The sequence below is a fragment of the Photorhabdus aegyptia genome (assembly GCF_000612035.1).
In the GTDB taxonomy this organism is placed as follows: domain Bacteria; phylum Pseudomonadota; class Gammaproteobacteria; order Enterobacterales; family Enterobacteriaceae; genus Photorhabdus; species Photorhabdus akhurstii.
In genome coordinates, this window is record NZ_JFGV01000069.1 from 1 (window position 1) to 13,714 (window position 13,714).

The following is a 13,714-nucleotide window of genomic DNA, read 5'->3' on the forward strand; positions in this document are numbered from 1 at the left end:
TTATTACCTTTTTAGTTCTCAGCCGTAATGCTCCCTACATTATGGTGGAAACTAACGGCTATACCTTGAAACGAAATCAGGTATTTCCCGACAGGCTAAGTGCAGGCTGGATGATTTATTTACCCTTCGTTATAAACCCCTCATTGTTACCAATGGCAGATGAAATCTTGCCTATTGCCAATGATAAAGAGCAATTAGGCACATTAATCATCAGCAAAAAAGGCATTTTTGACGGCGAAAATCAGGACGATATTGATAAAGCCAATGATGTTGAAATTCAGTTGTTAAATCTGGGATTACTGCCATTAATTACTGAGGTTTAACAGCGACGAGATAATTTTCTATTCTTCATCATTCTTTTGATATCTCTTCGTGAATCAGCGCCACTTTCCATTTCCGCTTTTTTCGTGCTGATAACAGCCCCCTTGGGCTGTTTGCCATCTCTTTACTCAACCAGCTTTCATGCTACTCTTTACGATTATTGCTTCTTAACCTGTTGCCACATTTGTTCCATTTCTTCCAATGTCGCTGCTTCCAAGGTTTGACCTTGGTTCAGGATCTGCTTTTCTACTTCTCTAAATCGATTCTCAAACTTATTACATGCTTTTTGCAATGCAATTTCCGGTTTGTATCCGAGATGGCGAGATAAGTTCACAACGGCAAACAATAGATCACCAATCTCCTCTTCCAAATGCTGTTGATCAACCACCGCCTGATGAGCCTCATCCATCACTTCGTCGATCTCTTCATAAACTTTGTCCAGAACCGGCCCCAAAGTATCCCAGTCAAAACCAACCGCAGCACAACGTTTCTGTATTTTATACGCTTTCATCAATGCCGGCAGACTTGCCGGAATATCATCAAGGACCGAATGTAGATCTTTTTGCGCTCTTTCCTGCGCCTTACGTTTTTCCCAACCACTGATAGCCACATCACTGCTGATATCCTGCTGCTGACCGAAAATATGTGGATGGCGGCGCTCCAGTTTGTCGCTAATCGTGTCGCAGATATCATCAAAATCAAACAACTGTTGCTCTTTGCCCATTTCAGCATAGAACACCACCTGGAATAACAGATCGCCCAACTCTTCTTTTAGATCAGAAAAATCACCTCGTTCAATGGCATCAATGACTTCATAAGTCTCTTCTAATGTATAAGGCGCGATAGTTTTGAATGTCTGTTGTTTATCCCAAGGACATCCCTGTTGAGGATGGCGCAATTGCGCCATAATCCCCAGTAACCGTTCTATACTCGTCATCTTTCAAGTTGCCTCTTTGTTGGCTTCACTCGCTCACCCCAGTCACATAGTTCGCTATGCTCCCGGGGATTCGCTCCCTTGCCGTCGCGATCCATCTTGAAATCCATAGGGTATATAGCAAATGATTTCATTTTTTATCCAAATTTTCCTACAGTCAGTTGCCATGAAGACGCCTGGCTTCAATAACATCCGGTAACTGATTGATTTTCGCCAAGATCCGCCCCAGTACTTGCAGGTTATAAATCTCAATATTCATATCGATGGTGGCAATCTGCTGTTTTATATCACTGCGGCTACTCACCCCAAGCACGTTCACCTTCTCATTCGCCAAGATCGTGGTGATATCACGCAATAATCCGCTGCGATCGTTCGCAACAACACGCACAATCAGTGAGTAACCACTGGAATAGCTCTCTCCCCAAACCGCATCCACCACCCTTTCCGGCGCATTCGCCTGCAACTCCGCCAACTGTTCACAATCAACCCAATGGATAGAGATTCCCCGACCACGCGTGATAAAGCCGACAATCTCATCGCCGGGAATTGGCTGGCAACAACGGGCAATGTGATGCATCAAGTTACCCACACCTTCTACCACAATCCGCCCATCGTCTTTAGCAGAACTACGCTGTGGATGGGATTTATTCTCTAAATTGCGAAGCGCTTCCCGATCTGCATCCTCTGCGGTGGTTTTCTTGAGTTTGCTTTGTAAGAAATTGACCAACTGGTTAATACGGATATCACCAACGCCAATTCCCGCCAGTACTTCATCAAGTGTATGGACGTTATAACGGGCAATGAGCAGCTTTTCCGCCTCTTTTAGGCTGATATCCAAGTGTTCAAGTTCGTTATCCAGCATCTGACGACCGGCGATAATGTTTTTATCCCGATCCTGTTTGCGGAACCAGTTATGGATTTTCGCCCGACCGCGGCTGGTGGTGACATATCCCAAGTTTGGATTTAACCAATCACGACTTGGGTTCGGGTGTTTCTGTGTGATGATTTCAATCTGATCGCCCATTTGTAATTGATAGCTGAATGGCACAATGCGACCACTGATTTTCGCTCCAATACAACGATGCCCCACATCGCTGTGAATATGGTAGGCAAAATCCAGCGGCGTAGAACCGGTAGGTAAATCAATAACATCGCCTTTCGGTGTAAATACATATACCCGATCATCAAACACCTGGCTGCGAACTTCATCCAGCATCTCACCAGAATCAGCCATCTCTTCCTGCCATGCGATCAATTTACGCAGCCACGCAATGCGTCCTTCATATCCGGCACGACTGCCCGCCACCGCTCCCTCTTTATATTTCCAGTGGGCGGCTATTCCCAATTCTGCATCTTCATGCATCTGACGGGTGCGGATCTGAATTTCCAATGTCTTACCACTTGGCCCAAGCACTACGGTATGAATAGATTGATAGCCATTTGGCTTCGGGTTAGCAACATAATCATCAAATTCATCCGGCAAATGACGATAGTGAGTATGTACTATCCCCAGCGCCGCGTAACAATCCTGCAAACGTTCAACCACAATTCGCACAGCCCGAACATCAAACAGCTCATCAAATGCCAGTGATTTTTTCTGCATTTTGCGCCAAATGCTGTAGATATGTTTAGGACGCCCGTATATTTCAGTAGTAACGCCCTCCTTGAGCATATGCTTGCGTAATATATTGACAAAGTGATCAATATACTGCTCACGATCAATGCGGCGTTCATGCAGTAATTTCGCAATTTTTTTATATTCATCAGGATGGAGATAACGGAAGCAGTAATCCTCAAGCTCCCATTTAAGTTGACCAATGCCTAGTCGGTTAGCGAGCGGCGCATAAATGTTGGAACACTCTTTCGCAGCCAGTACGCGCTCATCTTCAGTCGCCTCTTTAACTTCCCGCAAATGGGCGATCCGCTCTGCCAATTTGATAATGACACAACGAAAATCTTCCACCATTGCCAGTAGCATCCGGCGAACATTATCAACCTGTACAGAGCAGATTGAGTCGTGATGAGTGGCTTTTAGCTGGCGAATGGCGTCCATTTCCATAACGCCTTTCACCAGATTGGTAATCACACTGCCAAACGCCCCGGTGACGGTTTGATCGTCAAGTAATTTGGCATCCACCAACGGGAACAGTAGCGCAGCACGCATGCTGTCACTATCCATACTCAGCGTAGAGAGGATCTCAACCATCTCTACGCCACGCCATAATAGAAGTTCTGAATCAGGATGATTTTGCGCTTTTTCGTGACAATAACGCCAGGTTTCGGCTAATTTCTCACCCAATTGAAGATTCGCTACATTTAAACTAGCGATCCACCTGTTTACTGCAAACTCTCCCGCAGGGGTTAAATGAGCACTTCTTACCGCAACCATAATCTCTCCCGATTACTTCATAGCTTCTATCCAACCATAACCTAACGACTAAATAGCGCCATTGACTCCAAATGGCCTGTATGCGGAAACATGTCCAGCATCCGCACACTGATAATTTGATAGCCAGCCTCAAGCAGAATCTTACTGTCCCGCGCCAATGTTGTTGGATTACAAGAGACGTAGACCACTTTTTCCGGGGCTAACTCAACAATGTGTGACATGACTCCTGCCGCACCCGCACGCGCCGGATCTAATAAAACCTTGTTAAACCCCAGTTTCGCCCAGGGTTGATGATGTATGTCAGCTTCCAGGTTCTCATGGCAGAAAGATATGTTATCCAAATTATTTAATCTGGCATTATATTGCCCATTAGCCACCAGCGTGGCAACCCCTTCGACTCCGACCACAGATTGCACTATGCGACCAATAGGTAAAGTAAAATTCCCCATTCCACAGAACAGATCGAGCACCCTGTCATTCGGTTGTAAATCGAGCCACTCCATCGCCTGAGCAACCATTTGTTGATTCACCTGATCGTTAACCTGAATAAAATCCCTTGGACTGAAAACTAGTTTTAGGCCGCCTACCTGATACCAAGGTTCCGGCGGTTGATTCAGCGACTCAAGTGAGGTTTCATCCGCCGCCAGATAGACAGCAACGTTATGTTGCACGGAAAATGTGCATAGTTTCTCTCTATCTTCCCGTTTTAAGGGATCAAGATGGCGCAATATCATCAATGGGCCATTATCTGCTAGCACCAATTCCACATGCCCCAACCGTTTAACCGCTTTCAAATTATTCAGACACTGAGATAATGGCTGCAATAACTGTTCCAATTCAGGTCGCAAAACAGGGCACTCTTTTATAGCAACTAACTCATTGGATTGATTTTGACGAAATCCCATCACCAGTTGGCGCTGTTTTATTTGATGCTGTTTTACTTGATAATGTAAACCAAGCCTTGCCCGACGCCGATAACCATATTCGGGACCGAGAATCACCGGCTTAGCAGAAACTGTTACACCGGTTTCCCGTCTAATCAGATGTTCGAGGACGCTGGCTTTACTCTCACGTTGTAAATCAAGCGCAACATGTTGTTGCTGACAACCGCCACATACTCCAAAATGCGGACAACGGGGATTTACACGATATGGACTGTCAGATAGACGCTTAACCAACTTTGCTTTTGCAAACTGGCGCTTCTCTTCCGTTAGTTGTACCTGTGCTTGTTCACCGGGCAATAATCCGGCGACAAAAATAGTTTTACCCTGATGGCGAGCTACACCCTGCCCTTGGGCATCCAGATTATCAGCAGTAACTGTGATGATATGTCGATTTACTATTCGGCGGTTGGGGGAATAAAATTGCACCATGATTCTTACGGACTATGAATTATTAAGTTCTTATTTTCCCACAATGGACGATTATGACCAAATATAGCTTACGCATCCGCATGATGAGCCTGATCCTGGTTCCCATTTTACTGGTTGGCATGTTTTTCAGTATCTCATTCCTCTGTTATCACTATCGTGAACTGAAAAATCAAATTGTTCGATCTGGGATCAGTATTATTGAACCCCTTTCCATCGCCAGTGAAATTGGCATAAACCTGCATAACCGTGAACGTGTCAATTCATTGATAACCCGGCTTCATCGCAGAAATTCTGAGATAGTTCGGGCGATTGCCATTTTTAATGATGATAATCAGCTATTTGATATATCAAACTATAAATACAATGCAGCGCAACTACAGATCTCGCCAGATATGCCGCTGCCAACCACCCTGACAAAAACGGAGGTTAAAAATAGTATTATTTTACGCATACCCATTATTTCAGAACACTATTTGTCCCAGAATCAGCAGCATGCTGACGCCCCATCTTTACATCCGATTGGCTATATCGCTATTGATCTCGATTTACGGTCAGCTCACTTACAGCAATATAAAGAAATCGTTATTTTTATATTACTATTACTCATTTGCCTCGGTTGGGCATCGTTGTTCGCCTACCATTTGGTTCGTAAGATCACCAAGCCAATCAGCGATATCGTCAGTACTGTCGATAAAATTCGCCAAGGACAATTAAATAGCCGTGTCAATGGGAAATATTTTGGTGAATTGGATACACTGAAAAATGGCATTAACGCAATGGCCAAATCGCTTTCCAGCTATAAAGAAGAGATGCAAAACGATATTTATCAGGCAACGTCAGATCTTCGGGCGACAATGGAGCAATTCGAAATTCAGAACGTTGAGCTGGCAATAGCGAAAAAACGCGCTCAAGAAGCAGCCAGAATAAAAACGGAATTTCTAGCAAACATGTCTCATGAATTACGCACACCACTTAATGGCGTCATTGGCTTCACCCGCCAAGCACTGAAAACACCTTTAACAATACAGCAAACTGAATATCTGTATATTATCGAGCGTTCCGCTAATCATCTACTGAACATTATCAATGATATACTGGATTTTTCACGGCTTGAAGCGGATAAATTGGTATTGGAAAACATTCCATTCCTGCTACAAGATACGATTGATGAAGTTATGGTGTTACTGACACTCAGCGCCAAAAGTAAGAATATTCAGCTAACTCACCATGTTGATCCCCAAATACCAAATCTGGTCGTAGGCGACCCTACGCGCCTCCAACAAATATTCACCAATATCATCGGTAACGCGATTAAATTCACTGACCAAGGTTCTGTGGAGATAAATATCAATCTGCTACAACAGAAGCACCATAAAATCAATTTAGAGATTACGGTCAGCGATACAGGTATTGGTATCAGCCCTGAACAGCAACCTCATCTATTTCAGGCTTTTCATCAAGCAAATGCCAGCATTTCCCGCCGTTATGGCGGCACCGGCCTCGGTCTGGTTATTACACAGAAACTGATCCAAGAAATGGGCGGAAATATCAGTTTTACCAGTGAGCCGAAAAAAGGTTCTGTTTTCCGTTTTGATTTATGGCTAGGAAAAAACGATTTCATTCTAACCGGCTCAGTTGTACCACAAAAGACGCTTATCCATCCCCCACGTTTACCGATGACCGTCATGGCCGTTGACGATAATCCAGCTAACCTCAAACTAATAGGCTCATTACTGGAAGAAATCGTGGAAAAAACCGTGCTATGTAGCAGTGGAGAAGAAGCTTTGCAGTCAGTAACCGCTCACCATTTTGATGTTATTCTGATGGATATTCATATGCCAGGTATGGATGGCATCTGTGCTTCCGACCGCATCCACCAGCTACCGCAGCACCGCAGTACGCCGATCATTGCGGTTACAGCCTATACTTGCCGACCAAAGAACGATACAGATCAATCGCCATTTGAGGATTTTCTGACCAAACCTCTTGATGAAGATCGCCTGAGATCGGTGTTAAATCGCTACGTTAAGACGCCAAAATCACAACATATTAACTGGTCATTAGCGTTACAACAGGCAATTGGAAAAGAACAGTTAGCTATAGATATGTTGCAAATGTTGGTAGATTTACTGCCAACGATTAAAACAATCACAGAAAAAGTTTTGTCAGGGGAAACGGTGGAAGATTATCAGCAGCAGCTCCATAAACTACACGGTAGCTGCTGTTATAGCGGCGTGCCGCAACTTAAAGCCCTTTGCCAATTAATTGAACAACAATTACAACAAGGCGTTCAATTAACAGATATAGAACCCGAATTGTTGGAACTAGCAGATGAAATTGACAATGTCCTTATCGCCGCCAAAAAAATATTGAGTCACGGCGAGAATATCAATTACACACAATAAATTTGCGATATTCTTCATAAGCATAATTATCTGTCATGCCACTGATGTAATCCTGAATAAGACGAGCGCGATAATAGAACTCCATCAGCTCTTTTTCAGATTGATCAGTGGCAACAATTTTCTCTACTGCTTCACCATAAGCGAGACGATGCTTGGTGGAAAGTTTGTGTAGCAGCCGGGTTTCCATGAAATAATCTTTGTGGAAATTGTTTTGGTTCAGTTCCACAAAATCCTGACGGGACATCTTCAATAACGGATAATAAAAATCCAATAACCCATTGATGATTCGGTATCCCTGCAACTCTAATTTTTCAATCTCTGGATGATTAAACACTCTCTTACAAGCAATGTTTTTCAATGTTCTAAGTAACCGATGCTCCTCGCTCTTATCTTCAAGTAGCGCTTGATTAAATGAACCCTCAAAAACAGCCGGCAGATGATCAATAAAACGACGAGCAGTGTAAGGCACAAGTTTGCCGGTAATATAAACCCGCAGATACATAAAAAATTGGTCCTGCTGACTTCGACGTAATTCGTTACCGTGAATTCCCTTGTACGCCTTTCTGACCGTTACGTCGAATAGATCCCCGGCCCGATGACCGCCATTTTCTTGCCACTCCTGTTCCAAATATCCCATCAGGGTATCGACGCTGAAAATCGCTTTTTCAACAGCATCATCCAAATCAGCAATGCAATAAGAGATATCATCTGCCGCTTCCATAATATAAGTCAGTGGGAAGCGACAGAATTCACCCATTTTAAGCTCACGACGTAATTCGCGCACAAAATGCGCTTCCGACCAATAAAAACCCGGTTTTTTCATCAAGTAATCAAATTGATTTGGTGTTTCTTCAAGATGAAAAGCAGGACAAGTATATTTTAGAATACAGCCAACCTGAGCATAAGTCAGATTGAGTTTTAATAAGCTATGCACCATACGAATAGCTTGAGCATTCCCTTCAAACTGACATAGATCTTTACGCAACTGGCGACGAAAGCGATCTTTTTTCACATCACCACACAAACGCAATGCGGGAATTTCGCATTGATCTTCCCGCTTAATATTTTCCAGGGAAAAATTAAGGTCGAGTTTTCTGGCAAACCAATCTTTAATTGCCGCTTCGCCAAAATGACCAAATGGCGGATTACCAATATCGTGCATTAAACACGCCATTTCAATCAAACTTTCAAATGATAATAGCCGTTTATCCAACCCGTAATCGGCCAGCAAATTACGCGTTTTCAATTCATTAATAATCGTTTTCGAAATATGGCGTCCAACCTGTTGCACTTCCAATGAATGCGTCAAGCGACTGCGGACAGCGGCATTATTTTCCAGTGGAAAAACCTGAGTTTTCTGCTGTAAACGACGAATAGCCGCTGAATTCATAATCCGCCCTCGATCGCTTTCAAACTGGCGAATAACCTGTTCTTCATCATTAGGATCAATATGATACTGACGGTATTTACGCTGATAGTTAAGCTTCTGACTAAAGTCTATCCCGGACATTTATCCCCCGACTTGTGAGATAGCACTGTTTTACATCACAGATTATCTGATTGTTCCGAATTCAATGTTAAACTCAAACACGAGATGATTTTATATGATTAATTAATCAACAGCGAGTATGACATCATGAAAGTAGGCGTGATAGGTGCTATGGAACAAGAAGTGACTTTACTGCGCGATCAAATTGAAGATTGCCAAACACTGTCACGAGGTGGTTGCGAAATCTATACCGGTAAGCTCAACGGCGTGGAGATCGCACTGTTAAAATCCGGTATTGGTAAAGTTTCTGCCGCAATTGGCACAACTTTGCTGCTTGAACATTGTCAGCCTGATGTAATTATTAACACCGGATCAGCCGGTGGCCTTGATCCGAAGCTACAAGTCGGTGATATCGTGGTATCCAGCGAAGTTCGCTATCATGACGCTGATGTCACCGCGTTTGGTTATGAACCCGGTCAGATGGCGCAATGTCCTCCGGCTTTCGTGGCGGACGACCAACTCATTGCTCTGGCGGAAGAGTGTATTCATTCACTGAATCTGAACGCAGTACATGGGCTGATTTGCAGCGGCGATGCCTTTATTAATGGCGCGGAACCACTGGCGCGTATCCGGGCGACGTTCCCACAAGTGACCGCGGTAGAAATGGAAGCCGCAGCGATAGGGCATGTCTGCCACCAATACAACACTCCGTTTGTCGTTGTGCGTGCTATCTCCGATGTGGCAGATAAAGAATCTCATATCAGCTTTGATGAATTTCTTGCCGTGGCAGCCCGTCAATCTACATTGATGGTCAACGCAATGCTGACAACGCTGAGTCAAGATAAATAATATATTACTGACACGCCCTGATTAATATTTTCGGGCGTGTTTGTCGGCGACATATTTAATGTTTTAAAGAGCGCATATTAATGGAATGGATAAAAAGCGCGAGTTCAATTGGATTATTGCTTTTACTGTTTCTCAGTAGTTTCAGCCATTTTCTGTATGCCACTCCCTTGCGGGTAATCAGTTTATCGCCGTCAACCACTGAATTAGCCTACGCCGCCGGATTAGGCGACAATCTGATTGCCGCCAGCGCCTACTCTGATTATCCCCCTCAAGCCCGTAAACTTGAGCAAGTAGCTAACTGGCAAGGCATCAATCTGGAACGCATTATTACTCTTAAACCTGATCTGATTCTGGCATGGCGCGGAGGTAATCCCCAACGTCCACTGGAACAACTTGCTGCTTTTGGCATTAAAATCTTTTATTCCGATCCCACCACCACCGAACAGATAGCGCAGGATTTAGAACGGCTCGCTGAATATAGTCCTCACCCAGAAAAAGCAAAAAAATCCGCGACTGAACTTCGTCAACGATTTGCCAATTTGCAACAAAAATATGCCGCTACTACAACCCCCAAACCGGTCTTTTTACAATTCGGCACTTATCCTCTGTTTACCGCTTCAGGACAAACACTGCAAAGTGAAGTGCTTTCAATTTGTGGCGGCAGAAATATCTTTGCCGACAGCCCCGTCCCCTGGCCCCAAGTCAGTCGGGAGCAAGTACTCATCAGGAAACCTGAGATAATTGTTATCAGCGGCGGGCAAGAACAGGTCAGATTAATTGAAAATTTCTGGCATCCGCAATTACGCGCCAAAGTGATTACATTAGATGAAGATTGGTTTCATCGCGCGGGACCGCGCATCATTCTGGCAGCCGAACAGCTATGCCAGCAATTGAACGATGATGGTTCCTGATAAATCAAAATTATTTGAAAGATGACAGGAATATCCCGCAATAACATTCATAGACCTGTCATCGCGGGATATTCCCTAGAATCAAATACTGAAAGAAGAGCCACAACCACAGGTTGTCTTCGCATTAGGGTTGGTGACGATAAAACGTGAACCTTCCAGACCTTCGGTATAATCCACACAACCACCTACCAAATATTGCAGGCTCATCGGATCAACAACCAACTCCACCCCCTGCTTCTCAATGGTCATATCACCTTCATTTATTTGATCATCAAAGGTAAAACCATACTGGAAGCCACTGCATCCTCCACCGGTGATATAAACCCGTAAACGCAAGTTTGGGTTTTCTTCATCCGAAACCAAGATTTTCACTTTGTTAGCGGCAGCATCCGTAAACTGCAAAGGTAATGCGATATCATCGCTCATCATTTTTACTCCAGACTGGAACCCGGCAAAGATATTTAGAAGACAACAAAAATTTGCCGATCATTAATAACTCGGATTATCCAATACCTGATTGGTTCGTTCAAGTTTTGTCATTTTGACAACACACCAACCGCCAAAAAATTATCACACCTGTAGCTTACTATTGCCAGCCTGTTACGATAGCCCCAAAGGACATTAAGCCGTCACTATAGTTAAATCCTTAGTCAATCAATTAGCAATAAGAAGGAAAAATATTGATTTATCATCATGATTAGTTACTTTATTGAATATTTTTCAAAGTAATCACATGGAGTTCCTATGCGAAAAATGTTACCACTGATACTTGTTGCCGCGCTGGCAAGCTGTGCTACTCATAGCAAACAAGCCGATATTGACAGCTATACCGCGAAAAAAATTAATAAAATTATAGACAACCAGGTAAAACCGGGAAATAAAGATAATCCAGGTGAAATAATAAAAAACGTCTCTTATCAATTCCTGGGCACACCTTATGCCGCAAACAAACTTATTGGTTCCCCGACTGAACCTGAAAAATTAGTGATAGATTTTAACGGGTTAGACTGTTTTACTTTCCTTGATTATGTAGAATCGCTAAGGAAATCCAGCGACCAAAATGATTTTGTAAAAAATCTCATCCAGACAAGATATATCGATGGAAAGATTAGTTTTTTACAAAGAAAACACTTTTTTACAGATTGGTCAACCAGAGAAAAATTAAATGCCAAAGATGTAACGGATGAAATAAGTCCTTCTTACATAACAATCACAAAAAGCCTAAATAAAAAGGCTGATGGTAGCGAATATATCCCCGGACTGGGTGTCACCAAAAGAGAGATCAAATATATTCCAGGCGATAAGGTCAATGATGCCGTTATTAAGAACTTAAAAACGGGCGATTATATTGGAATATATACCCATCTTGCCGGGCTGGATGTCACACATACAGGGATTTTTATTATGACGGATCATGGCCCAATGCTGAGGAATGCATCCTCACTTGCTGCGAATAAAAAAGTTGTCGATTCACCATTTCTTGATTACGTAAAGAATAAACCCGGAATTATCGTTCTAAGAGCATTATAATCCGTGGGGCAAACGGCAAATCCACTTAAAACTAGATTCAGGAGCCTTTCATGAGCCAATCCGACATCCTCTATTCTCAGGCAAAGCAACTTATTCCCGGCGGCGTCAACTCTCCGGTACGTGCATTTAATGGCGTTGGCGGTACTCCGCTGTTTATCAAACATGCTGATGGCGCTTATCTCTATGATGTTGATGGTAAAGCCTATATCGATTATGTCGGTTCCTGGGGGCCAATGGTGCTGGGACATAACCACAGCGCTATCCGCAATGCCGTTATCAAAGCCGCAGAGCAAGGATTAAGTTTTGGCGCCCCCACCGCCGCCGAAGTGGAAATGGCGCAATTGGTGACTGAACTGGTGCCATCGATGGATATGGTGCGCATGGTTAACTCAGGCACAGAGGCGACCATGAGCGCTATTCGTCTGGCCCGTGGCTATACCAACCGCGATAAGATCATCAAATTCGAAGGTTGCTATCACGGCCATGCTGATTGCCTACTGGTGAAAGCCGGTTCTGGCGCGTTGACCATCGGCCAACCCAATTCGCCAGGCGTCCCGGTTGATTTCGTCAAACATACGCTAACTTGTACCTATAACGATTTGAGTTCAGTTCGAGAAGCGTTTGAAAAATATCCCGAAGAGATCGCCTGTATTATTGTCGAACCGGTTGCGGGTAATATGAACTGCGTACCGCCACAACCAGAATTCCTGCCCGGTCTGCGTGCGCTGTGTGATGAGTTCGGCGCTCTGTTGATTATCGATGAAGTGATGACCGGTTTCCGCGTCGCTCTCTCCGGCGCACAATCTTATTACGGTGTCGAACCCGATATAACTTGCCTTGGCAAAATCATTGGCGGCGGTATGCCCGTTGGCGCTTTCGGTGGACGTTATGAAGTGATGGAGAAATTAGCGCCAATTGGTCCTGTCTATCAAGCGGGAACCCTATCCGGCAATCCGATTGCAATGGCGGCTGGCCTTGCTTGTCTGAAAGAAGTGTCTCAACCCGGCGTACATCAACGTTTAACCGAGCTAACAGATAATCTGGCGGCTGGCCTGACGAAAGCAGCAAAAGCAGCCGATATTCCTCTGGTGGTTAACCATGTCGGCGGTATGTTCGGCATTTTCTTTACTGATGCAGAAACCGTCACTTGCTATCAGGATGTGATGAATTGCGATATTGAGCGTTTTAAACATTTCTTCCACCTGATGCTTGATGAAGGAGTTTATTTAGCGCCTTCTGCATTTGAAGCAGGTTTTATGTCTATTGCTCACACGGATGAAGATATTCAGCGTACTGTTGATGCGGCCGCTCGCTGCTTCGCCAAGCTGAAATAATTTCTTTATTTTCAAATAATAGCGCCGTATTTTTACGGCGCTTATTCTTTTAAGAGACGGTCTATTTCAACTGAGAGTAGGCAACAAAGACATCACCAGAACAATTTTTGCTTATGCTAAGGGAAGAAGAATTTATATACTTCGCACATTTATACCCGTCATCTTTCAAGCTGCCTCTT

Annotated in this window: 10 protein-coding genes and 2 pseudogenes; 7 read left to right on the plus strand and 5 right to left on the minus strand. The window is 43.9% G+C overall.

Going from position 1 to position 13,714, the window contains the following annotated elements; genetic code table 11:
- Positions 1-323: pseudogene (locus tag BA1DRAFT_RS17915) on the plus strand (Imm52 family immunity protein); the annotation flags it as partial.
- Between the two features lie 155 nt (positions 324-478).
- Here the strand turns inward: BA1DRAFT_RS17915 and mazG are convergent.
- The 3 genes from mazG to rlmD form a co-directional block, all read right to left on the minus strand.
- Positions 479-1,258, minus strand: coding sequence for a nucleoside triphosphate pyrophosphohydrolase (mazG, locus tag BA1DRAFT_RS17920; protein ID WP_036781923.1), 780 nt, complete (start codon positions 1,256-1,258; stop codon positions 479-481).
- 154 nt (positions 1,259-1,412) lie between these two features.
- Positions 1,413-3,644 (minus strand): GTP diphosphokinase, encoded by a 2,232-nt coding sequence (relA, locus tag BA1DRAFT_RS17925; RefSeq protein WP_036781925.1) that lies wholly within the window; start codon positions 3,642-3,644, stop codon positions 1,413-1,415.
- A 41-nt stretch (positions 3,645-3,685) separates the two neighbouring features.
- Complete coding sequence (gene rlmD, locus BA1DRAFT_RS17930; protein ID WP_036781927.1) at positions 3,686-5,017, minus strand: 23S rRNA (uracil(1939)-C(5))-methyltransferase RlmD; 1,332 nt, start codon at positions 5,015-5,017, stop codon at positions 3,686-3,688.
- Positions 5,018-5,070: 53 nt separating this feature from the next.
- Between rlmD and BA1DRAFT_RS17935 the strand changes: the two genes are divergently transcribed.
- Positions 5,071-7,422, plus strand: a complete 2,352-nt coding sequence (locus tag BA1DRAFT_RS17935) for an ATP-binding protein (RefSeq protein ID WP_036781929.1) — start codon at positions 5,071-5,073, stop codon at positions 7,420-7,422.
- Here BA1DRAFT_RS17935 and dgt read toward each other — a convergent pair.
- Positions 7,406-8,932, minus strand: coding sequence for a dGTPase (gene dgt / locus BA1DRAFT_RS17940; protein ID WP_036781930.1), 1,527 nt, complete (start codon positions 8,930-8,932; stop codon positions 7,406-7,408). The two genes, BA1DRAFT_RS17935 and dgt, sit on opposite strands and share 17 nt — an antisense overlap.
- 126 nt (positions 8,933-9,058) lie before the next feature.
- Here dgt and mtnN point away from each other — a divergent pair, with 126 nt between their 5' ends.
- Both mtnN and btuF read left to right on the plus strand, forming a co-directional pair.
- Complete coding sequence (gene mtnN, locus BA1DRAFT_RS17945) at positions 9,059-9,760, plus strand: 5'-methylthioadenosine/S-adenosylhomocysteine nucleosidase (RefSeq protein ID WP_036781932.1); 702 nt, start codon at positions 9,059-9,061, stop codon at positions 9,758-9,760.
- Between the two features lie 80 nt (positions 9,761-9,840).
- Positions 9,841-10,671 carry a vitamin B12 ABC transporter substrate-binding protein BtuF gene (gene btuF, locus BA1DRAFT_RS17950; RefSeq protein WP_152544345.1) on the plus strand — a complete coding sequence of 277 codons (831 nt, stop codon included), beginning with the start codon at positions 9,841-9,843 and terminating at the stop codon, positions 10,669-10,671.
- 81 nt (positions 10,672-10,752) lie between these two features.
- On the opposite strand, the gene erpA is transcribed toward btuF, so the two are convergent.
- Positions 10,753-11,097, minus strand: coding sequence for an iron-sulfur cluster insertion protein ErpA (erpA, locus tag BA1DRAFT_RS17955; protein WP_036781943.1), 345 nt, complete (start codon positions 11,095-11,097; stop codon positions 10,753-10,755).
- A 318-nt stretch (positions 11,098-11,415) separates the two neighbouring features.
- Between erpA and BA1DRAFT_RS17960 the strand changes: the two genes are divergently transcribed.
- From BA1DRAFT_RS17960 to BA1DRAFT_RS24165, 3 genes and pseudogenes are all read left to right on the plus strand, one after another.
- A complete protein-coding gene (locus BA1DRAFT_RS17960) occupies positions 11,416-12,201 on the plus strand; it encodes a DUF1460 domain-containing protein (protein ID WP_036781934.1) in 786 nt (261 codons plus the stop codon).
- Positions 12,202-12,251: 50 nt separating this feature from the next.
- Positions 12,252-13,535, plus strand: coding sequence for a glutamate-1-semialdehyde 2,1-aminomutase (gene hemL / locus BA1DRAFT_RS17965; RefSeq protein ID WP_036781936.1), 1,284 nt, complete (start codon positions 12,252-12,254; stop codon positions 13,533-13,535).
- A 46-nt stretch (positions 13,536-13,581) separates the two neighbouring features.
- Positions 13,582-13,689: pseudogene (locus BA1DRAFT_RS24165) on the plus strand (type II toxin-antitoxin system RelE/ParE family toxin); the annotation flags it as partial.
- Positions 13,690-13,714: the final 25 nt, after the last annotated feature.

Coding starts and splice junctions, on each gene's coding strand:
- BA1DRAFT_RS17935 (WP_036781929.1), top strand. CDS start 5,071: ATGACCAAATATAGCTTACGCATCCGCATGATGAGCCTGATCCTGGTT.
- mtnN (WP_036781932.1), top strand. CDS start 9,059: ATGAAAGTAGGCGTGATAGGTGCTATGGAACAAGAAGTGACTTTACTG.
- rlmD (WP_036781927.1), bottom strand. CDS start 5,017: ATGGTGCAATTTTATTCCCCCAACCGCCGAATAGTAAATCGACATATC.
- dgt (WP_036781930.1), bottom strand. CDS start 8,932: ATGTCCGGGATAGACTTTAGTCAGAAGCTTAACTATCAGCGTAAATAC.
- relA (WP_036781925.1), bottom strand. CDS start 3,644: ATGGTTGCGGTAAGAAGTGCTCATTTAACCCCTGCGGGAGAGTTTGCA.
- BA1DRAFT_RS17960 (WP_036781934.1), top strand. CDS start 11,416: ATGCGAAAAATGTTACCACTGATACTTGTTGCCGCGCTGGCAAGCTGT.
- mazG (WP_036781923.1), bottom strand. CDS start 1,258: ATGACGAGTATAGAACGGTTACTGGGGATTATGGCGCAATTGCGCCAT.
- btuF (WP_152544345.1), top strand. CDS start 9,841: ATGGAATGGATAAAAAGCGCGAGTTCAATTGGATTATTGCTTTTACTG.
- erpA (WP_036781943.1), bottom strand. CDS start 11,097: ATGAGCGATGATATCGCATTACCTTTGCAGTTTACGGATGCTGCCGCT.
- hemL (WP_036781936.1), top strand. CDS start 12,252: ATGAGCCAATCCGACATCCTCTATTCTCAGGCAAAGCAACTTATTCCC.